Source organism: Tenacibaculum litoreum (assembly GCF_964513915.1).
Lineage (GTDB): Bacteria > Bacteroidota > Bacteroidia > Flavobacteriales > Flavobacteriaceae > Polaribacter > Polaribacter litoreum.
This window is the reverse complement of the sequence record NZ_CAZEQS010000003.1, coordinates 844,523-864,400: the sequence shown is the minus strand read 5'-3', so window position 1 is coordinate 864,400 and position 19,878 is coordinate 844,523. Positions and strand designations below refer to the sequence as shown.

Annotated in this window: 21 protein-coding genes and 1 pseudogene; 6 read left to right on the top strand and 16 right to left on the bottom strand. The window is 31.9% G+C overall.

The window, feature by feature from the left end; all coding sequences use genetic code 11:
* The first annotated feature begins 20 nt into the window (after positions 1–20).
* Positions 21–767 (top strand): SDR family oxidoreductase, encoded by a 747-nt coding sequence (locus tag ACKTTR_RS10040; protein ID WP_408027711.1) that lies wholly within the window; start codon positions 21–23, stop codon positions 765–767.
* 74 nt (positions 768–841) lie between these two features.
* Here the strand turns inward: ACKTTR_RS10040 and ACKTTR_RS10035 are convergent.
* Both ACKTTR_RS10035 and ACKTTR_RS10030 read right to left on the bottom strand, forming a co-directional pair.
* Positions 842–937 (bottom strand): annotated as a pseudogene (locus ACKTTR_RS10035) (3-hydroxybutyryl-CoA dehydrogenase); the annotation flags it as partial.
* A 91-nt stretch (positions 938–1,028) separates the two neighbouring features.
* Entirely contained in the window at positions 1,029–1,373 is a 345-nt protein-coding gene (locus tag ACKTTR_RS10030) for a winged helix-turn-helix transcriptional regulator (RefSeq protein WP_408027710.1), read from the bottom strand.
* 133 nt (positions 1,374–1,506) lie between these two features.
* Between ACKTTR_RS10030 and ACKTTR_RS10025 the strand changes: the two genes are divergently transcribed.
* On the top strand, positions 1,507–2,373 hold the full coding sequence (locus ACKTTR_RS10025; RefSeq protein ID WP_408027709.1) for an MBL fold metallo-hydrolase: 867 nt from the start codon (positions 1,507–1,509) through the stop codon (positions 2,371–2,373).
* 53 nt (positions 2,374–2,426) lie between these two features.
* On the opposite strand, the gene ACKTTR_RS10020 is transcribed toward ACKTTR_RS10025, so the two are convergent.
* Positions 2,427–3,314, bottom strand: a complete 888-nt coding sequence (locus tag ACKTTR_RS10020; RefSeq protein ID WP_408027708.1) for a 3-hydroxyacyl-CoA dehydrogenase family protein — start codon at positions 3,312–3,314, stop codon at positions 2,427–2,429.
* A gap of 149 nt (positions 3,315–3,463) precedes the next feature.
* Positions 3,464–4,423: a Gfo/Idh/MocA family protein gene (locus tag ACKTTR_RS10015; RefSeq protein WP_408027707.1), complete on the bottom strand. Its 960-nt coding sequence runs from the start codon at positions 4,421–4,423 to the stop codon at positions 3,464–3,466.
* 219 nt (positions 4,424–4,642) lie between these two features.
* Here ACKTTR_RS10015 and ACKTTR_RS10010 point away from each other — a divergent pair, with 219 nt between their 5' ends.
* Positions 4,643–5,284: a protein-L-isoaspartate(D-aspartate) O-methyltransferase gene (locus ACKTTR_RS10010; protein WP_408027706.1), complete on the top strand. Its 642-nt coding sequence runs from the start codon at positions 4,643–4,645 to the stop codon at positions 5,282–5,284.
* A gap of 271 nt (positions 5,285–5,555) precedes the next feature.
* Here ACKTTR_RS10010 and ACKTTR_RS10005 read toward each other — a convergent pair whose 3' ends face one another.
* The 9 genes from ACKTTR_RS10005 to rlmD all read right to left on the bottom strand — a co-directional run bounded on the left by ACKTTR_RS10005 (position 5,556) and on the right by rlmD (position 12,547).
* Entirely contained in the window at positions 5,556–5,726 is a 171-nt protein-coding gene (locus tag ACKTTR_RS10005) for a hypothetical protein (RefSeq protein ID WP_170141643.1), read from the bottom strand.
* A gap of 21 nt (positions 5,727–5,747) precedes the next feature.
* Entirely contained in the window at positions 5,748–6,608 is an 861-nt protein-coding gene (locus ACKTTR_RS10000) for a substrate-binding domain-containing protein (protein WP_408027705.1), read from the bottom strand.
* A complete protein-coding gene (locus ACKTTR_RS09995; protein ID WP_408027704.1) occupies positions 6,609–7,478 on the bottom strand; it encodes a nucleoside phosphorylase in 870 nt (289 codons plus the stop codon).
* A complete protein-coding gene (locus ACKTTR_RS09990; protein WP_408027703.1) occupies positions 7,479–8,423 on the bottom strand; it encodes a DUF1835 domain-containing protein in 945 nt (314 codons plus the stop codon).
* A 146-nt stretch (positions 8,424–8,569) separates the two neighbouring features.
* Positions 8,570–8,893 (bottom strand): translation initiation factor, encoded by a 324-nt coding sequence (locus ACKTTR_RS09985; protein ID WP_125067233.1) that lies wholly within the window; start codon positions 8,891–8,893, stop codon positions 8,570–8,572.
* 5 nt (positions 8,894–8,898) lie between these two features.
* Positions 8,899–9,846 carry an isopenicillin N synthase family dioxygenase gene (locus ACKTTR_RS09980; RefSeq protein ID WP_073183641.1) on the bottom strand — a complete coding sequence of 316 codons (948 nt, stop codon included), beginning with the start codon at positions 9,844–9,846 and terminating at the stop codon, positions 8,899–8,901.
* A gap of 60 nt (positions 9,847–9,906) precedes the next feature.
* On the bottom strand, positions 9,907–10,632 hold the full coding sequence (locus ACKTTR_RS09975; RefSeq protein WP_408027702.1) for a DUF6048 family protein: 726 nt from the start codon (positions 10,630–10,632) through the stop codon (positions 9,907–9,909).
* On the bottom strand, positions 10,613–11,089 hold the full coding sequence (locus tag ACKTTR_RS09970) for a DUF6452 family protein (RefSeq protein ID WP_408027701.1): 477 nt from the start codon (positions 11,087–11,089) through the stop codon (positions 10,613–10,615). The genes ACKTTR_RS09975 and ACKTTR_RS09970 overlap by 20 nt, the downstream gene beginning before the upstream one ends.
* A 6-nt stretch (positions 11,090–11,095) precedes the next feature.
* The gene (gene rlmD, locus ACKTTR_RS09965; protein ID WP_408027700.1) at positions 11,096–12,547 is read right to left on the bottom strand and encodes a 23S rRNA (uracil(1939)-C(5))-methyltransferase RlmD; all 1,452 of its coding nucleotides are present in this window, start codon (positions 12,545–12,547) and stop codon (positions 11,096–11,098) included.
* 136 nt (positions 12,548–12,683) lie between these two features.
* Here rlmD and ACKTTR_RS09960 point away from each other — a divergent pair, with 136 nt between their 5' ends.
* Entirely contained in the window at positions 12,684–13,229 is a 546-nt protein-coding gene (locus tag ACKTTR_RS09960; RefSeq protein ID WP_408027699.1) for an RNA polymerase sigma factor, read from the top strand.
* Positions 13,230–13,234: 5 nt separating this feature from the next.
* On the top strand, positions 13,235–13,612 hold the full coding sequence (locus tag ACKTTR_RS09955; protein WP_368406951.1) for a DUF6768 family protein: 378 nt from the start codon (positions 13,235–13,237) through the stop codon (positions 13,610–13,612).
* 73 nt (positions 13,613–13,685) lie between these two features.
* On the opposite strand, the gene ACKTTR_RS09950 is transcribed toward ACKTTR_RS09955, so the two are convergent.
* Complete coding sequence (locus ACKTTR_RS09950; protein WP_408027698.1) at positions 13,686–14,381, bottom strand: OmpA family protein; 696 nt, start codon at positions 14,379–14,381, stop codon at positions 13,686–13,688.
* Between the two features lie 14 nt (positions 14,382–14,395).
* A complete protein-coding gene (locus ACKTTR_RS09945; protein WP_408027697.1) occupies positions 14,396–14,872 on the bottom strand; it encodes a lipocalin family protein in 477 nt (158 codons plus the stop codon).
* Between the two features lie 249 nt (positions 14,873–15,121).
* Between ACKTTR_RS09945 and rocD the strand changes: the two genes are divergently transcribed.
* Complete coding sequence (gene rocD / locus ACKTTR_RS09940; RefSeq protein WP_408027696.1) at positions 15,122–16,366, top strand: ornithine--oxo-acid transaminase; 1,245 nt, start codon at positions 15,122–15,124, stop codon at positions 16,364–16,366.
* A gap of 274 nt (positions 16,367–16,640) precedes the next feature.
* Here rocD and ACKTTR_RS09935 read toward each other — a convergent pair whose 3' ends face one another.
* Entirely contained in the window at positions 16,641–19,616 is a 2,976-nt protein-coding gene (locus tag ACKTTR_RS09935; RefSeq protein WP_408027695.1) for a DEAD/DEAH box helicase, read from the bottom strand.
* Between the last annotated feature and the right edge of the window lie 262 nt (positions 19,617–19,878).

The following is a 19,878-nucleotide window of genomic DNA, read 5'->3' as shown; positions in this document are numbered from 1 at the left end:
AAAAACACAAAAGTAATTTTATGAAACTTACACAAAATACAATTTTAATAACTGGAGGAAGTTCAGGTATAGGCTTAGAGCTAAGTAAAGAACTTCTTAAAAGAAACAATACTGTAATCATCTGTGGGCGTTCAAAAGAGAGATTAGCAGCGGCAAAGAAGCAGTATCCAGCACTAGAAATAATCCAATGTGATGTAGCTAAAGAAGAAGATTGTAAGCGATTGGTTAATTGGATTAAAGAATATCACCCTAAAATTAATGTATTGATAAATAATGCGGCAATTGTTCACAAAACGAACTTCTTTGATACGACTGATGCTATATATAAAGCCAATCAAGAAATAGAAGTTAATTTTATGGGGCCTTTACGATTAGTTCATATGTTATATAGCCAATTAATTAGTAATAAAAGCCCAATGATTATTAATATTACAACGGGTTTAATTTATGCACCTAGGGCAGATTACCCTTTTTATAATTCTACGAAGTCAGCGCTTCATTCTTTTACACAAGTGATACGTAAACAACTTGAAAAATCAACAATTAAGGTCGTGGAGGTAATGTTTCCTGTAGTTGATACACCTTGGCATAAAGGAAGTCCACCTAAAATAGCCATAACGCCGCAAAAAGCAGTGGAGGAGATGATGAAAGGAGTAGAAAAAGGAAAGCTTGAGGTTAGAGTAGGAGGCGTTAAAGTTTTTTACAGATTAGCAAGAATAGCTCCATCTTTAGCATTCAAGCTTATAAATAATTTAGAGAAATCATAAGAAGTAAAGGAGTAACTCATATATAAAAAGAAGCCTATATAGGCTTCTTTTTATATATAGTATTAAGTTTTTATTTAAGAAAACATCTTCGCTACTTTCTCAGCTTTTCTATTTTCAGAATAATCGTGAAAAACTTCACTAGATTTAACTCCTAATTTTCTAGTCATTACTTAGTGTTAAACAAAAAAAAGTTATTAGATAAACTTATAATTTAGGAAAATAGTACTTAGTTTAATTTGATGATGTTTTGTAATCATCTTTTTAGCTATGTTCAGGAAAAGGAATTTTCTTATGCTCCATATAGTCAATTCCCCAAGCATGTAATGGAGCTAAAGCATTGACTAAATCATTGCCAAATGGAGTAAGAGAATACTCAACTCTTGGAGGTACTTCAGCATATATTTTTCTGCTAATTATTCCATCAGACTCTAACTCTTTTAATTGGCTAGTTAACATCTTTTCTGAAATTGTTTCACATACAGTCTTGATTTGTCCATATCTGAGTGGTTTTTCAACAAGCCTAGAAATGATAAATAACTTCCATTTTCCACTTACAACTTTTGTCGCATAAGTTAAGGGGCAATAATCAGGTGAAAATTTTTTCATTTTTTTTCAATTCTATCTTTTTGGCACTAAAAAAACTAACCAAAAAGTGCGTAAGGTACAAAAATGTAACGTATTGTTTCTTGTTTAAAAGTGCTTTAGTTTCGTTGCTGTATAAGAAAAAAAACATATAAAAATGAAGAAAAGTTATCAATTACTACTCGTAATTTTAACCGTGATTAGTGCGTGTCAAACAACAAATAGAACTAGAAAAGAAAACACAACAAAACTGCAATATGTACGACAGGCTACTGTGCTTTTAGAAGTGAATTCAAAAAAAATATTAATAGACCCTGTTTTGTCTGATAAAGGAGCACAAGACCCAATTCCTTTTTCTAATGAAAAACGGATTCCAATGAATGATTTGCCTATACTTAAAGATAGAATTATAGAACAAGCCGATGCTGTTTTGATAACACATTATCATCCAGATCATTTTGATGCCGACGCTGAAAAATTACTTCCTAAAGATATACTTATTTTTTGTCAGCCTTTCGATGTAGAAAAATTAAAATCAAAAGGTTTTACAAATTTGCAAAGTATAGAGCAGGTTGTAAATTGGTCTGAAATATCAATAAAACGCTATGAGGCACATCATCATGAAGGAGCAACAGGAGCAATGCCTTTTGGCGAATCATCTTCTTTTTCTTTGACATTTAAAAAAGATACAATATTTATTACAGGAGACGCCGTTTTAGATGGTCTTTTAAAGAATGCTTTGAAAAGTGAAAAACCTACTTGTATTATCGCAAATACAGGAGAATGTACCTTTAGCAAACAGAACCCTGTTTTAAAACCAGGCAAGCATATGACGTTAACTAAAGAAGAATTACTAAAGATAGCTATAGAGAATAAGAAGGCTATTTTAATAGCAATTCATATGGACGCAATAAACCATTGTGGATTAACAAAAGAGGAGCTTTGTTTGTTTTTAAAAGAGCAAGAAAAATCTATTCAAAATAAAATTTTAATACCTAATGAAGGTGAAGTATTACAGTTATAAAACAAAAAGAAGCCTTTTCGGGCTTCTTTTTGTTTTATATTTTTCTTAGTTTTTTACGAAAACATTTTCGCTACTTTTTCAGCTTTTCTACTTTCAGAATAATCGTAAAAACCTTCACCAGATTTAACACCTAATTTACCTGCTGCAACCATATTTACTAATAACGGACATGGAGCATACTTAGGGTTTTTAAATCCATCATACATTACGTTTAAGATAGATAAACAAACATCTAACCCAATAAAATCAGCTAATTGTAACGGTCCCATTGGATGTGCCATACCTAACTTCATTACAGTGTCAATTTCAGCAACACCAGCAACACCATTGTATAAAGTTTCAATACTTTCGTTAATCATTGGCATTAAAATACGATTGGCAACAAAACCAGGGTAATCATTTACTTCAACAGGAACTTTATTAATTTTCTTAGTTAAATCAACTGTAAAGTCCATTACTTCATCAGAAGTGTTGTATCCTCCAATAATTTCAACCAATTTCATAATTGGCACAGGATTCATAAAGTGCATTCCAATTACTTTCTCTGGTCTATTGGTAGCTGCAGCAATTTGAGTAATTGAGATTGATGAAGTGTTGGTAGCTAAAATAGTATCCTCAGCGCAAGCTTCATCTAAATCTTTAAAAATCTTAAGTTTTAAGTCAATATTTTCAGTAGCAGCCTCAACAACTAAACTAGTATTTTGTACACCTTCTTTAATAGAAGTATAGGTAGTAATATTGTTTAAGGTATCATTTTTATCGTCTTCAGTAATTTTTTCTTTCGCTACCATTCTATCTAAGTTTTTAGTAATGGTTGCTAAACCTCTATCTAAGGCAGCTTGCGAAATGTCGATAAGTTGAACATTGTATCCAAATTGAGCAAACGTATGCGCAATTCCATTTCCCATTGTTCCTGCTCCAATTACGGCGATATTTTTCATGTTGTTGTGTTTTGGTATTTATATGGGCGTTCCCTGTGGGGCGGGCTTTCCGTTACAATCTTTTTTGGTGTATTCTTCGCTTTACTCAGAATAACAAAAAAGGATTTTCACTGCAATCCCTAACGCGGTTGTTACTTATTTACTTTATTCTAAAAACAGTCTATAATCTGATGTGCTACACGCAAAGCCTCAGTACCTTGACGTAATGAAACAATAGGAGTAGTATTATTGTGAATAGCATCAGCAAACGATTCTAATTCATCTAAAATAGCGTTGTTAGCTACCACTTCAGGGTTATCGTAATAAATTTGCTTTTTAACTCCTTCAGCATTTTGTAAAATCATAGCAAACTCATCAGGATTTTCCGGTACATCTTTCATTCTAACAACTTCTGACTTCTTTTCTAAGAAGTTTACTGAAATGTATGCGTCTCTTTGGAAAAAACGGCTCTTACGCATGTTTTTCATCGAAATTCTACTTGCTGTTAGGTTCGCAACACAACCATTTTCAAATTCAATACGAGCATTAGCAATATCAGGAGTTTCTGAAATTACAGATACACCACTAGCATGTACACTTTTTACTTTTGATTTTACTACTGATAAAATAATATCAATATCATGAATCATTAAATCTAAAACTACAGGCACATCTGTTCCTCTAGGATTAAATTCAGCTAAACGATGTGTCTCGATAAACATAGGAGTGTCTATCAGGTCTTTTACAGCCATAAAAGCAGGATTAAAACGCTCTACATGTCCAACTTGTCCACGTACATGGTATTGACTAGCTAAAGTTCTTATAGCTTCTGCTTCTAATACAGTATTGGTAATTGGCTTTTCAATAAAAATATGTTTTCCTTTTTCAATAGCTTGTTTAGCACAATCAAAGTGAGAAAGAGTAGGAGTAACAATATCAACTACTTCAACAGCATCAATTAATGCTTCTACTGAATCGAATAATTTATAGCCAAGTTCATCAGCTACTTTTTGTGCATTTTCTGTAAAAGGGTCATAAAACCCTACTAATTCATATTTTTCTGATTGTTGTAACAAACGCAAATGGATTTTTCCTAAGTGACCTGCGCCTAAAACTCCAGCTTTTAACATAAGTGAAAGATTATTAGTTATTTGATTGGTTTGTTGAAAAAGAAATGATTTCTACAAAAAATCAACGCAAACAAAGATACACTTTTATACAGATTTATTACTACTTTTATCCTGCCGAAATTTTATAATTAGTGAGCCCCATAATGGGTATTTTAAATAAGAGATAATAGGTTTTATAGTAATTTAACTAGTAATTCCTATTGGTAGAGTAATGTAAGAATGAAGGACACAACCAAACACCAAGGACTTAGAAATCAATTAGCAAACGTTTTAGAAGCAAAAGGAATTAATGACGAGAAAGTATTAAAGGCTATCCGAAAAATTCCAAGACATTTGTTTATGGATAGTAGTTTTGAAGCACACGCGTATCAAGACAAAGCTTTTCCTATTGCTGCTGAACAAACAATCTCCCAACCTTATACGGTGGCATTTCAATCACAAGTGTTAGAAGTAAAACCAGGTGATAAAGTATTAGAAATAGGAACCGGATCTGGATACCAAACAGCAGTGCTGTTAGAATTGGACGCAGAAGTGTATTCAATAGAAAGACAACATGAGTTGTTTAAAAAAACTTCAATGTTTTTACCAAAATTAGGGTATAAGCCTAAACGTTTTATTTTTGGAGACGGTTATAAAGGGTTGCCAGAAGAAGCTCCTTTTGATAAAATTATTGTAACAGCTGGGGCTCCGTATGTGCCTAAAGCACTATTAGGACAAATTAAAGTAGGAGGTAGGTTGTTGATTCCTGTGGGAGATAAAGAACAAGTAATGACACTTTTTATAAGAAAATCACCCAAAGAGTTTGAAAAACATGAGTTAGGTGGTTTTAGATTTGTGCCTATGTTAAAAAAGAAAAATTAATTAAACTAAATTATATTATGAAAAAAGAAAACAAAAAAATGTATTACATTATTACTGGAGCGGCAATTGTATTAATGTTTGCGATCAAATTTGCTTTTGAAAAAGGAACTTTACTGGGAGAAATTATAGCAAAGTAAAAAACTATATTTTATATAAAATAAGCTCAAGTCCTTTTCTGTTTTAGAAAAGGATTTTTTTGTTGTAAGAAGTTTAAAATAAAAAATCCGCCTAAAAAAGCGGATTTATTGAATTTGAATAAAGAAACATCAACTTATTCAGCGATTGCTACTTCAGTTGCATCTGCAACTACTATCTCTTGTTGTTGATGTTGTTTTTGTTTGTTTTGATTAGTTTTTGCTAATCCACATGGACTAGTACTTCCGCAAGAAGAAAAACCTAATAAACTAACAGTACAAATTGCAATAAATACTACTTTTTTCATCATTATTCCGTTTTATAAAAATCAAATATACATATTTCTGATTAAGTCACCAGAATTTTCCTTCTTTTCAATAACGTTGAACTCTATCATTTTATTTTGTATGTCTGTAATTAAATTCTCAGAAATAGGTTCACCATCATTCCATTCGGTAATTGATAGCCATTCTTGAATATCTTCTATTTGTTGCTCATACCTGTTAGAAAGAACTTCATCAATATTATCAAAGTCTTTAAAGTCTTTAGTACAAGAGTTAATAATGTCATGTACTTTTTTTACTTCTTCAAAGTTGTTTTCTAATATCTCATCACGAACAGCAATTACAAAACAAGGCCATGGAGTAGGGCAGTTACCAACTCTTCTAAAAGTACCGTTATCAACCAATGGTTTCGTGGTAAAGTGTTCCCACATAAAATAATCGGCTTCTCCATTAGTTAAAGCATCTATTCCTCCTTGTAAATCTCCAACAACTTTAAACTGTAGTTTGCTAACGTCCCAACCATTATTATGGGCGTTAACAATTGCCATAAGTTGAGAACCAGAACCAAATCGGCTAATGGCTACTGTGGCATTCTCTAAATCATCAATTGTTTTAAATTTAGAGTTCGCAGCAACATGAATTCCCCAAACAAGTGGACTTTTTACAAAGGTTTGTGTAATTTTTGAAGGATTTCCATTAATAATATCTTTAATAATTCCTTCAGTAAGCACCAAGGCAATGTCTACTTCACCAGAGCGTAAAGCTTTCGCCATAGCTCCTGTACCTCCAGGATAATCTTTCCATCGTAAGTTGATTCCTTCTTTGGTGTATTCTTTATTTTTCAATGTGATGTACCAAGGATAATTAAAATGTTCTGGAACACCACCTATTTTTAATTTCAGCATTTATTCAACTAATTTCTCAAGGGTATATACAATCAAATCATTTACTACTTTGTACGGATCTTCACTAAATGTTCCGTTGGCTCTGTTAGCAATAATAGCATTCATTGATGCTGCATTGTGACCTAGTAGTTTAGCTAACCCATAAATGGCAGATGTTTCCATTTCAAGGTTGGTAATTCGATTGTTGTTATAGTTAAAACTATCAATCTTCTTATTTAAATCGGGATCTTGTAAAGGTAAGCGTAAAACACGCCCTTGAGGTCCATAAAAACCACCAGCGGTAGCTGTAATTCCTTTATATACTTTGTTAGATACTAATTTGTCTTCTAAAGTTTTTCCGTTAGAAACAATTAACGGATATGATTTTTTCGCACTCCAATTGGTATGCTTTATAAAAGCTTCTTCTATATCTGGATGTGAAATTTCATCCACTTGATAAGATTGTAACATTCCGTTTAAATCCAACCCATGAGAGCTTAATAAAAAGCTATCAACAGGAATATCGGCATGTAAAGAACCAGAAGTTCCAATTCTTGTAATGTTTAATTGTGTATGTTTTTCTTTAGCTTTACGCGTGCTTAAGTTTATATTAACTAAGGCATCTAACTCGTTTAAAACAATATCAATATTATCAGGACCTATTCCTGTAGAAATTACAGAAATTCTTTTTCCTTTATAGGTACCAGTAGTGGTTTTAAATTCTCTTTTTTGTGTGCTAAACTCTATAGTATCAAAGTGTTTGGTAACTTTATCGACGCGATATTGGTCTCCAACAAAAATGATATCGGTAGCAATATGTTCAGGTCTTAAATTCAAATGGTAAATACTACCATCTGGATTTAAGATGAGCTCAGAATGTTGTATACTCATTTACGATGTAATTTTTAACAGCTTATCAGTAGAGTTTACATAGAGATAGCTGTATTTTTTTGCGCCACCAAGATACGAAAAATCAGAACGAATTTTAGCATAATAGTTAGTTTGGTTTTGCAATACTTTCTTACCTGTTTTACTAAGTTTTACAGGATCAAAAGAGGTAAAAAGCTTTTTAAGGCTTTCAAGTTTGTTAACGTATTGAATGTCACCAAATCCGTAGTTTTCCTGATGTGTTAATAGGTTGGCTATAAATTCATCTTGGTTAGCAAATGTATGTTCGTTAGCAGCTTTTAAAATATTGTTTTCTATATGATTTAATCCGTTTTCAATAGAAGGGAAGCGAAGCAAATGTGCTTTTATAGCGCTTTCTAGATATACAAAAGGTGATTCGGGATTAAATTTATGTGCATTTTCAAGAGGTAACGGACTGTCTGAGCAATATAGTTGCCATATATAGTCAGCATATTCTATATCATCTTGAGAAAGCTCTATTTTATTTTTAAAGTGTTCTTTTAATTGGTCGTCAGATAATTCACCTAAACCATATAATTTTTTAGAGTTATCTATTTTACCACTAGTAACTAAAGATATTTTATGGTTTTTACGATATCTTTTTAGCCAGCTTATTACTGCTAACATGTTTACTTGACAAAACAAATCATATTCAAACCATAAAACAATCTCATCTTGTTGTTTTTGATTACAAAGGTTACGGTATTCTTTAAGGGTATAATCTATAAACTTCTTCTTAGTAACTTTATAGGTAGTTTTTAAAAAGTCAAAACGTGTTTTCCAAAAGTCTTCACTACCTACGTCTACTGATGTTTTTCCTTCACATAACATTTCACGCCACGTAATAATATCACCTTCAATATTTAATTTTTGAAGTCTTTGAGTTGTGACGTCTCCATTGGTTATGTGTAATAAAGAATGTTTCATGATTTTAGGGAATTGGTTGATTTCTTTATTTATATAAAATAAACGGTTTATTTTATACGTTATTATTTATTAGTTGATATTTAACACTTTACAAAAGTTGTAAATATAAAAAAAATGTCGAAGAATAAAATTCTCGACATTTTTACTTATCCACCAACGCGTTTTACGTTGAATCCTTTATCTTTTAAAAGTTGCATTATAGTATCTCTATAATCTCCTTGAATAATGATCGTATCATCTTTAAAACTACCACCAACACTTAGTTTAGTTTTAATTTCTTTAGCAAGCTTTTTAAAGTCTTGGGTAGCTCCATTATAACCGTCTATTATAGTAACTGGTTTCCCTTTTCGCTTTTCGTACTTACAAAGAATAGGCTCATCTTGTAGCCAGACATCAGGTTTTTTTTCTTCAGGTTTTTCTTCAAACTGATGATCTGGGAATAGGTTTTTTAATTGATCTTGTAAATCCATTAAATTTATTTTTTCAATCCTAATTCGCGTAAACGCTCATCTAAAAACTCACCAGCAGTAATGTCTTCAAATTGTTTTGGATTGTTTTCATCAATACAGTTTTCTAAAACATCTAATTTCATATCAGAAACAGGGTGCATGAAAAAAGGAATTGAGTAACGAGATGTTCCCCATAATTCTTTAGGAGGGTTAGTTACACGGTGAATTGTTGATTTTAATTTATTATTACTATGACGTGATAGCATATCACCTACATTAATCATTAATTCGTCATCTTCCGCTATAGCATCAATCCATTCTCCTTTATGGTTTTGTACTTGTAGTCCTTTTCCTTGTGCTCCCATTAACAAGGTAATTAAGTTAATATCACCATGAGCAGCAGCTCTTACAGCTCCTTTAGGTTCTGTAGTAATAGGAGGGTAGTGTATTGGACGTAAAATACTATTTCCGTTTTTGATGTAGTTGTCAAAATACGTTTCTTCTAAGCCTAAATGTAACGCTAATGAACGTAAAACGTATTTAGCTGTTTTTTCTAACATTTGGTAAGCTTCTTTACCTACCTTGTTAAATTCAGGCAATTCTTCAACTTCTACATTTTCTGGGTATTCTTTTGCGTATTTTGAATCTGCATCAACATACTGACCAAAGTGCCAAAACTCTTTTAAATCTCCTTCTTTTTTTCCTTTAGCACTTTCTTTTCCAAATGAAACATATCCTCTTTGACCACCAATACCTGGAATTTCGTATTTTTCTTTTACATCTGTAGGTAAATCAAAAAATTTCTTGATTTCAGCGTATAAGTTATCTACTAATTCATCGTCTAAAAAGTGTCCTTTTAATGCTACAAATCCTATATTCTCGTAAGCGTCACCAATTTCATTGATGAATTTTTGTTTTCTTTCAGCATCGTCCGATAAAAAATCTGCTAAGTTTACGCTTGGAATTTTATTCATTGTTAATAAGTTTTATTATTTAGGCAGTAAAGTTAGTGAAATCAAGCGTATGCTGGTAATTTATTTATTAACAAAAGGGATTAAGTACGATATTGTATAGTTGAACCCGAAGCCTGTACTGCTTTCAAAAACACGATTAAAACCTGGTGTGTATAGCGTTTTAAACCCTTTTTGATCGTCAACACTTAACATAATTTTATATGAAAAGCTAAAACCTATAAACAAGTTTTTAAAAGTTTCTGCTTTTATACCTAGCTGTAATTCAGTCCAATGAGCGGTAAGTCCATCGTCAGACATAGGTGTTGTAATAGGGGTTGAAGGAAAGTAAGGAGGTAAGTTTTCAGTACCTGAAGATACATTAGGTTGGTAGCTATTTAAGGTATGATCAAATATGGCAAAACCATAACGCATACCAACATAAATTTCGTTATTCATGTCTAACCAATTCTCGTAAGCGTTGTAATTTGCTCCAAGTCTAATATAACTTCCTTTTGAACTAGAAGACGAAAAATCTTCGTAGGTAGTTTCATCTTCAAAACCTAATTCAGTAGCGATATACCATTTTTTAGATACTCTATAATCACCCACTAATTCGAGACCACTATAACTTTTGTCAATAATAGCAAGACCAGGTTTACTAATATCTAATCCGATACGTAAGCCATATCCTGTTTTATATGTAACGGTATCTTTTTTTTCTTTGATTTCTTCTTTAGATGTATTTATTTGTGAATATCCGTTCACAAATACAAAAACGAAACATAGACTAATGAAATACTTGTACATGGGCGTTAGCTTGATTGTCGATTAATGGAATTTCTGTAGTAGATAAACTGTCTATCCAACCTGTATGGCTTAAGGTAACATTTTCAAAAATAATTCTGAAACCACATGAACGAGATACGAAATCTTCTTCAGGGTTATACTCAATAGTAAGCGTAGCGGTTTTATTGTTAGCTACATTACCATCTACATCATTCATTTTTAATGTATATACTGTTTTTTGAGATAAACTGTTTAAAGGAATAGCAATACTGTCTGCTGTTCTATTGGTAAAAAGACTATCAGTTTTTCCTTCTGCAATTACAGATAAGCGTTCTACATTTTTTAAATCATTCGTATTATCCACATCGTAAAAACGAAGCACTAAATTGGGTGTTACAGGATTTTGTGTACAGAAATCATCTTTTTCACAGGCTGTTAAACCTGCTATAAGTATGAATAGAGCAATGTATTTTTTCATTAATTTTTATTTTTCAAATAAAACAACCGTTTCTATATGTGATGTATGTGGAAATTGATCTACTAAACTAATCTTTTTTAATTTATATCCGTTTTTCATCAACTCTTCAGTATCACGAGCTTGTGTTGCTGGGTTACAAGATACATAAACCATTCTGTCGGCGTTTAAGTTTATGATTTTCTTAAGCGTTTTTGGTGCAATTCCTGCACGAGCTGGATCTAAAATAATGGTTCTTATTTTGTTTTTATATTGTGGGTGTTCATTTAAAAACTTTCCTACATCAGCTGCATAAAATTGTAAACCTTCAATATTGTTACGTTCTGCATTTTTCTTAGCGTCTTCAATAGCAGAGGCTACAATATCTACACCAACAATTTTAGTGTTATTCGATTTTGAAGCAATAATTTGCCCAATGGTTCCAGTACCACAGAATAAATCCATCACTACGGTATTGTCAATTGCATCTTTGTTTTCTAACGCATAATCAACTACTTTGGTATATAGTTTTTCGGCAGATTTAGGATTGGTTTGAAAAAAGCTTTTCATGCTGATTTCAAAATTTAAACCTAATAATTCTTCTACAATTTTATCTTTTCCGTATACCAATTTAACGCTTCCTGAAGTAGCGATAGTTCTATCACCAGTTTCGTCGTTAATAGTGTGTAATAAACCAGCAACTCTATCGCCAAATAACTCTACTAGATAGTTAGCAAACTCTTTTAAATCAAATTTTGATAAATCGTGAGAAGTGGTTACTAAATTAAATAACAACTCATCGGTTTTGTATGATTTACGTACTACAAAATACCTAAAGAAACCTTCTTTTTTAGGTCCATGCCAAGGCGCTAAACCAGTTTTTTCACAATACTCTCTAATGTTTTTGATGTTATCTTCAACTTGTTTGTCAAATAAACCAGAATCTTTTTCAAGGTTATCACCCATCCACCAAACACCACGACGTTTAAAACCTAATGTAAACTCATCTATATCGGTTTTATTTTCGCGATCGTAACCAATGGCAGAAAACCCGTATTCCATTTTATTTCTGTAATGGAATACATTAGGAGAAGCGATAAATTCATCAAACAAATCTTCTATATTGTCAACTTTACCAATGCGTTTAAATAAAGATAAAGTACTTTCTTGCTTGTATTTGTGTTGTAAATCAATAGGTAATTGAATGTAAGGCGCTCCAGGAATATCTTGATATGGAACAGTTACTTCATCATCAGAATGTTTTAAAACATCAATTAACTTACACTCTGCATACTTTTTCTTTGATTTGTCTACACGTGCTTTTACTAACTGTCCTGGTAAAGTGTTAGGAACAAAAACTACAAAAACACCTTCTTCTGAACGTATTCTTCCAATCCCTTTTCCGCCGAAGGCATAATCTTCAATTAAAATTTCAATGATTTGTCCTCTTTTTACAAATTTATTTCGCTCTCTTCTTGGCATTCTATACTATGATTTATAGTGTGCAAAATTAGGAAAAGATATGGTTTGTGTAACTTTAAACTCAAACATTAATTCTTATTTTTAAGAGAAAATTGAACCTTTTTATTTTTTCTACGTCTATGAGGTGTAATCAATTATGAAAAACTTGGAAAATATAACCGATACAGAATTGGTTTTAGCATATCAATCAGGAAACAAAAAGGCACTCAATGCTCTGGTTAAAAAATGGTATTTACAGTTTTGCAAATTTGCTTTTTGGATGGTGAAAGATGCTGATGTTGCTAAAGATATAGCACAAGAGAGTTGGAAGGTTATTTTTGATAGTCTTACTTATTTAAAAGATCCAACAAAGTTTAAATCTTGGGCAATAAGTATTGTAAATCGAAAATCGATAGATTATTTGCGCTCAAATCAAAGAAGAACTAAAAGCTTAAAAAAATATCATCAAGAGCAATTTAGGGTAAATCTTAGTGAAGATAATGGTGATATTACTATTTATAAGGAAAAAATAAAAGAGGCAATAGTAGCGCTTCCTAAAAATCAAAAAATAGTTATCGAGCTTTTTTATAAACAATGTTATTCTTTAAAAGAGATAGCAGAGTTGTTAAACATATCAGTAGGAACAGCAAAATCAAGGTTGTTTCATGCAAGAGAGAAGTTAAAACTAATCATTAAAAAATAGAAATCATGAGTAAATTAGAAGATATTGATGCATTAATAAAAGAAACATTATCAGAAGAAGAAGCAAAATTTTATGATGAGCTAGAAGAACAAAATGTTTTAGAAATGGTAGGAGGGTTGTTTGAAGGAAAAAATAAATGGATTATGTATGTGATGAATGTTGTTACCTTGGTGTTTTTTGGGTTGTTTATTTATTGTATTGTGCATTTTTTTCAGGCTGAAGAAACTAAAGAGTTAATTAAATGGGCAACAGGTACTGTAGTCTTTTTAGTAGGAGTAAGCATGTTAAAGATTTTTGCTTGGATGCAAATGGATAAAAAAGCAATTATTAGAGAAGTAAAAAGGTTAGAGTTACAGATATCTTCGTTGTCTAGTAAAGTATAGACGGTTAGAGTTTTTATAAATAAAAAAGACTACTCATTTAGAGTAGTCTTTAATCTTTGTTGTGAAGGCTTTTTTATTGACCTGCTTCTTTTTTAGCTTCTTTTATCATTTGTTCATTTGCAACGATTGCAAACTCAACACGTCTGTTTTTACTTCTTCCTTCAGCAGTATCGTTAGTAGCAATAGGATCTTTAACTCCTAGTCCTTTAGTTTCAAAACGACTATTGTTTAACCCTTTACTAGCTAGGTAGTTTCTTACTGAATTAGCTCTTTTTTCTGAAAGAGTTTGATTGTATTCAACACTACCTGTACTATCTGTATAACCGTAAATTACAATATTAGTGTTCTCATAATCTTTAAATACAGGAACTAACTTATCTAAGTTAGCTTGTGCAGTAGAAGTTAAAGTCGCTTTGTTAGTAGCAAATCTAACAGCATTTTCACCTAAAGTAAGTTTAATACCTTCACCAACTCTTTCTACTTCTGCACCTGGTAAAGCTTCTTCAATTTCACGAGCTTGCTTATCCATTTGGTTACCAATTACACCACCAGCAACACCACCTACAACACCACCTAAAATGGCACCTAATTCAGAGTTGTTTTTACTTCCTACATTGTTACCTATTACAGCACCTATTACAGCACCAGCAGCTGTACCAATAGCAGCACCTTTTTGAGTGTTATTAGCGTTTTGAATAGATTTACAAGAAGTAAAAATAGTACCGGCTAAAAATAAAATTGATAAACTATAAATGATTGATTTTTTCATAATGCTTTTATTAATTATTGTCTTTGAAATGAGTATGTAATATCTTTTACTTGTCCTGCAACGTTAACTTGGTCAATTAAGTCAAAGTTAGTTTCAGTAACGTTACGTAATCTTAAAATATATCCAGCATTAACGTCTTTAGCTTTGTGGTTATTAATAATTTTTAATACAAAGTTTCCATCTTTATTAACATACCATGTAATAGGTGAGCTAAAGTCTTTACAGTCTGTACTTGGATTGTTTAAACTCATTTCTCCTTTATTGTTGTTTGAAACAAAGCTCCAGTTACTACCAATAAAGCAGTTAGAGTCTTCTAAATTAAATGAGTTTACTTTTAAGTAGTTAGAACCTGGGAAATTTACAGCAGTAATGGTCCAATTACCTTTAAGCATTCGTTCAGTTTTGTTGTCAAGTTTAGTGTTAGTTACAGATGTAGATTTACATCCGATTACAGCTATTGAAAGCAGTAATAAAAATAAGATTTTTTTCATAAAATGATATTTAGTTAATTTCTTTAAAGATAAAAAAAACTGATTAACTATGGTTTTATTGCAAACCATAAAAAAAGTTATGTTGTTTGTTTTTTTAGACACTTCAAAATCTAAGAAAGTCACTTTAATTTAATAATTTTGTAGCTAGGGATGATTTCTTTCCCACGCTGAATTTTCGAAACTTCTTTTTCGAAAGGATAAAGGTAGATAAGGAATGGTTATTTTATAAATTTTAAAAAATTAAGAAAAATGGCTGTTTTAGACCAATTAACTTCGCAACAAGCGATTGACTTAGAAAACAAATACGGAGCACATAACTACCATCCATTACCAGTAGTATTGAGTAAAGGAGAAGGAGTATATGTATGGGATGTTGAAGGAAAAAAATATTATGATTTTTTATCGGCTTATTCCGCAGTAAATCAAGGGCACTGCCACCCAAAAATAGTGGGAGCAATGGTAAACCAAGCGCAAACATTAACATTAACATCTCGTGCTTTTTATAACGATATGTTAGGAAAGTATGAAAAGTTTGCAACTGAATACTTTGGTTTTGATAAATTATTACCAATGAATACAGGTGCTGAAGCTGTTGAAACTGCTTTAAAAATCTGTAGAAAGTGGGCGTATGAAGTAAAAGGAATTGATGAAAACGAAGCACAAATTATTGTTTGTAAGAATAATTTCCACGGAAGAACAACTACCATTATTTCTTTTTCAAACGATCCTGTAGCACGTAAGAATTTTGGACCATTTACTGAAGGATTTATCAAAATTGAGTACGATAACTTACAAGTTTTAGAAGAAGCATTAGAAAATAACGATAACATTGCTGGTTTTATGGCTGAACCTATTCAGGGAGAGGCTGGAGTATATGTGCCTTCTGAAGGATATTTAGCAGCAGCGAAAGCGTTATGTGAAAAGCATAATGTATTATTTATTGCAGATGAAGTACAAACAGGTATTGCGCGTACAGGTCAGTTATTAGCAGTGAACCACGAAAATGTACAGCCAGATATTTTAATTTTAGGTAAAGCATTAAGTGGAGGTGCATATCCGGTATCTGCAGTATTAGCAAACGATGACATTATGAATGTTATTAGACCTGGTAATCACGGTTCTACTTTCGGAGGAAACCCTGTTGCTGCAGCGGTAGCTATTGCAGCTTTAGAGGTAGTTAAAGATGAAAAGTTAGCTGAAAATGCTGAGCGTTTAGGTAAAATCTTTAGAGAAGAGTTAGCTGAGTTTGCCAAAGAAAACGAGTTAGTAACGTTAGTACGTGGTAAAGGATTGTTAAATGCTGTTGTAATTAACGATACCGAAGAAAGTGAAACAGCTTGGAATATCTGTTTAAAATTACGTGACAACGGATTGTTAGCAAAACCAACACACGGAAACATTATTCGTTTTGCACCACCATTAGTAATGAACGAAGAACAATTAAGAGACTGTATTAATATTATTAAGAAGACTATTACTGAGTTTAAAAAATAAGCTTACAGCATTGTATATTAAAAAAGGAACGATTTAATCGTTCCTTTTTTTGTTGTTATTTATTAGTTTTTAATTACTAAAATATGAAACTAACATTTTTCTAAATGCTATTAAAAATGTTTAATAGCAAGTTAGGTACTTTTCTGTACACTTTTTAAGTTAATATTTTTTTTTGTGTACAAGTACTGTACACTATTTTTTTTATCAAATTTTTTAGTGTACAAGTGTTGTACACTTTTTAAGTTAATATTTTTTTTGGTGTACAAAAACATAATTAGTTAGCCATTTCATAAATGTTTAAGTGTCTTTTTAAGATTCCTGAAGGTGTGTTTTTGGTTTCATCAAAAATTCGAGTGTCTCCAAAAAGAATAAAACTCTCTTTAGCTCTTGAAACCGCTACATTTAACATGTTGGGTTTGTTATCTTTTTCAAAAAACAAGGTTCCTTCGTCGTCATTAGAATACACGGAGCTGAACAAGATAATGTTTCGTTCTGCACCTTGTAATGCGTGTACAGTACCTAGTTTAATGTCGCTAACTTTATAACCCGCATCGGTTAAGGCTTTTGATAATTCTCCTTTCTGGCTTGCAAAAGGGGTAATAATTCCTAAAACACTTTCAATAGCATCTACATCGTATGCTTCTTGAATGGTTTCTTTGTTTTGTTGTAACCAAGAAATAATAGCTTTTACTTCGCTAATGTTTTGACGACTGTTGTATTTGCGCTCACTAACTCCTTCTATATGATATGCCATCATTGATGGGAATGCCTGATTCTCTTTAGCTTTTCCTTTCATAGGTTTTAAAATACCATCGTACGCCAATTCGTTACAAAAACTAATAATTTCATCATTACATCGTCTGTGTTCCAATAAAACCAATCCTTGTTCTTTTTTTGCGGGCAATGGTGTTTCAAATTCGCAGGCATTTTGAGCCATTTTCATAATACTTCCGCTAGAAGCTAAAAAGCCTAATTCGTCTAAATGTGCGTCATTTTGATTTTCAATAATATCAAGGCTTGTTAAGTTTCCTTGGTCAATTTTTTTAGGAATAGACCAAATAGGCTCAATTTGTTGTAAATCACCTACTACAAAAGCTTTTTGGGTTAATGAAAATATAGGAATACTTACTTCTGGAGTAACCTGACCTGCTTCATCAATAATTAACAAATCTAAAAAGTTGTATAGCGGTAAGTATTCGAAAATAGGTTTTCCGTTTTCGTTCTCTCCTTGAAATTGACTGTATAAAAAGTGACTTGGAGCTGTATAGAAAGTAGCTACAAAACAAGGGGTAAGCATAGCTCTTCGTTTCCATTTTGCTTTAATAGCATATTCTCCTGTTCCTTTTTCGGTGTTCTCCTCTAACATTTCTCTGGTTTCTAGTAACCAGCGAGCTTCCCAATAATGGGTTGCTAATAAGAATGCTTTATGGCGTAAATCAATATCTAATTCATCATAAAAGAAACGCTGAGTTGCATCGTTAGATTTGATTTTTTCATATTCATACGCCCACATTTGTTCTTCTGAAACAAAAGGAAATCCTTTAATGTTGTTTTCATACTTCCAATTTTTTAGGCTTAAATGTGATTGCAGTAGCAGATTTACATTGTTTGTACATTCTTTTATATATGCTGCTGCTTTTTTAGCATCCAACAGTGTTTCAGCGTTAGCCTTAAAAATGTGTTCAGCATTTCTTGATTCAAACTGAGCTTCATCAATAAAATAGTGTTTTACTTTATCAATAAAATCAGTGTCTTTTGTAGCTGTTTTTAAATCGTTTAAAACAGTTCTCCATTCTTGTAGCTTGGAGATTTTAAACGTACTTTTTTGAACAAAATCTTCTTCGTGTACGAGTATGCTGTTAATGTAGTTTACAGCATTTATATAGTTTCTAGAGAAGTCAACACCATCAGCTAAAATATTTTGAATACCTATAATTTCTTCTTGTAGATGGTTACATACATCGTCAAGTGAATTTGTTTGGGTATTGAAATACTGACAGTAGTTTGTTAAAAAATAGTATTCTGCTTCAGAGATATATTTTTCATTCTCCAGATTACAAAGCGTTCCTTCATGACCAAATAAGTTTCCTTTTAAGTAATTGATATTGGCTAGTTTTTTCTCACTTTTTGAACTGGATGGAAGGTAGGTAGCATATCCGTTAAAATCAGGTATCCAACGGTTGGCTAATTCTCCCATGGTACTTTCAGAATTGATAAAACTATCAATAATATTGGTTACTGCTTGGTTGTTGTTAGAACAAGCTAAAATTATAGGCGCTTCTTCTCCGTTAATAGCAGCTTTTACAAACTCGGTAGCAACTAAACTTTGCAATAGGGTAGTTTTTCCAGTTCCTGGAGGTCCGTTTACAGCGGTAACTGCATTTTCTTCGGCTACTAAATACGATAGTAATGTTTTTCGCTGACTAACAGAAAGCGGGAATTTATTAGACATTTGCCCTAAATGCAAATGATTGTAAACTAAAAATCCATTATCGGTAATGGCTTCTTGTCGCTCTCTAGTATATGGATTGATGATTTTAGAGAGTACAGGTAATTCATCCGTGTTTTTAAGCAGGTTTTCGTATAGAAATAAAATACTTTTTGCGGTAGAAATTTTAGAACTTAATGCGAAATAAGTAAGCTCGTACTGTGTAGTGTAGCGTTCTACTTGATAACGATATAGATTGCTAAAAGTTATCGCAGAAAATACTTCGTTAATATAGTTCCAGTATTCATCCCAAGGTATAGGCTCTTCGCTGTTTTCAAAATCGGGAGCATCTAGGTCTTTAGCATCTAAAACGGTGTCAATAGAAGAAAAGATAAAATCGTTCTTTACATCTGCCATTGGGGTTAGATAGTTGCGAACAATTAAAGGAAAGCCATCTTTTGGAGCTGATAATTGCCCTGAACGATTTACAATAGCACTAATCCAAAAAGGGTGAATGGTACGCTGTTTGAATTTAGTGTTGTCGGTTTGATATACTAAATGAAAAGGCGCTATTAATATTTTAGTTTCCTCTACCTTATGCCACTTAGGATTGTCTTTTTTAGTAATTCCTTTTAATCTATTAATTCTACGTTCTTCAACATCTAATAGTTGACTTGCTTGTTTAGAGTTGATGAGTGCGTTACTTAAATCGGATGATTTTTGATGAAAAAGGTTTTTTATTTTACTAATGTCGATAGCTAAGTTTTCACTATCAGATAAGCTGTTTTTATAATATTGTAACCAGTTTTTTTCGTCGTTCATAGTTGTTCTCGTACCCTTGAAATGTGATTTTTTCTGTAAGAAAGGGTGCGAAAATACTATATTCAACGTGTGAAAAAATAGTTTTTGTTAGCTTTTTATTAACGAAAAAATAGGAGGGAGGATAGTGGGTTTGTTTTCAGTAAATTAAAAGATGTGGTATGTTAAAAACACATTTTAAGTCCAGAAATAACCTTTATTTCCAAACAAAAATTTTAAACAAAAAAAATACAATTAAAATAGTACCAATAAGTAGAATGAAAAT

Excerpts from the sequence above, each read along its gene's own strand:
- rlmD (WP_408027700.1), bottom strand. The coding sequence starts at position 12,547 with ATGCCAAGAAGAGAGCGAAATAAATTTGTAAAAAGAGGACAAATCATT.
- ACKTTR_RS09970 (WP_408027701.1), bottom strand. The coding sequence starts at position 11,089 with ATGAAAAAATACATTGCTCTATTCATACTTATAGCAGGTTTAACAGCC.
- rocD (WP_408027696.1), top strand. The coding sequence starts at position 15,122 with ATGGCTGTTTTAGACCAATTAACTTCGCAACAAGCGATTGACTTAGAA.
- ACKTTR_RS10010 (WP_408027706.1), top strand. The coding sequence starts at position 4,643 with ATGAAGGACACAACCAAACACCAAGGACTTAGAAATCAATTAGCAAAC.
- ACKTTR_RS09950 (WP_408027698.1), bottom strand. The coding sequence starts at position 14,381 with ATGAAAAAATCAATCATTTATAGTTTATCAATTTTATTTTTAGCCGGT.
- ACKTTR_RS10020 (WP_408027708.1), bottom strand. The coding sequence starts at position 3,314 with ATGAAAAATATCGCCGTAATTGGAGCAGGAACAATGGGAAATGGAATT.
- ACKTTR_RS09990 (WP_408027703.1), bottom strand. The coding sequence starts at position 8,423 with ATGAAACATTCTTTATTACACATAACCAATGGAGACGTCACAACTCAA.
- ACKTTR_RS10025 (WP_408027709.1), top strand. The coding sequence starts at position 1,507 with ATGAAGAAAAGTTATCAATTACTACTCGTAATTTTAACCGTGATTAGT.
- ACKTTR_RS10030 (WP_408027710.1), bottom strand. The coding sequence starts at position 1,373 with ATGAAAAAATTTTCACCTGATTATTGCCCCTTAACTTATGCGACAAAA.
- ACKTTR_RS10015 (WP_408027707.1), bottom strand. The coding sequence starts at position 4,423 with ATGTTAAAAGCTGGAGTTTTAGGCGCAGGTCACTTAGGAAAAATCCAT.
- ACKTTR_RS09980 (WP_073183641.1), bottom strand. The coding sequence starts at position 9,846 with ATGAATAAAATTCCAAGCGTAAACTTAGCAGATTTTTTATCGGACGAT.
- ACKTTR_RS09960 (WP_408027699.1), top strand. The coding sequence starts at position 12,684 with ATGAAAAACTTGGAAAATATAACCGATACAGAATTGGTTTTAGCATAT.
- ACKTTR_RS10005 (WP_170141643.1), bottom strand. The coding sequence starts at position 5,726 with ATGAAAAAAGTAGTATTTATTGCAATTTGTACTGTTAGTTTATTAGGT.
- ACKTTR_RS09955 (WP_368406951.1), top strand. The coding sequence starts at position 13,235 with ATGAGTAAATTAGAAGATATTGATGCATTAATAAAAGAAACATTATCA.
- ACKTTR_RS09995 (WP_408027704.1), bottom strand. The coding sequence starts at position 7,478 with ATGAGTATACAACATTCTGAGCTCATCTTAAATCCAGATGGTAGTATT.
- ACKTTR_RS09945 (WP_408027697.1), bottom strand. The coding sequence starts at position 14,872 with ATGAAAAAAATCTTATTTTTATTACTGCTTTCAATAGCTGTAATCGGA.
- ACKTTR_RS10040 (WP_408027711.1), top strand. The coding sequence starts at position 21 with ATGAAACTTACACAAAATACAATTTTAATAACTGGAGGAAGTTCAGGT.
- ACKTTR_RS09985 (WP_125067233.1), bottom strand. The coding sequence starts at position 8,893 with ATGGATTTACAAGATCAATTAAAAAACCTATTCCCAGATCATCAGTTT.
- ACKTTR_RS10000 (WP_408027705.1), bottom strand. The coding sequence starts at position 6,608 with ATGCTGAAATTAAAAATAGGTGGTGTTCCAGAACATTTTAATTATCCT.
- ACKTTR_RS09935 (WP_408027695.1), bottom strand. The coding sequence starts at position 19,616 with ATGAACGACGAAAAAAACTGGTTACAATATTATAAAAACAGCTTATCT.
- ACKTTR_RS09975 (WP_408027702.1), bottom strand. The coding sequence starts at position 10,632 with ATGTACAAGTATTTCATTAGTCTATGTTTCGTTTTTGTATTTGTGAAC.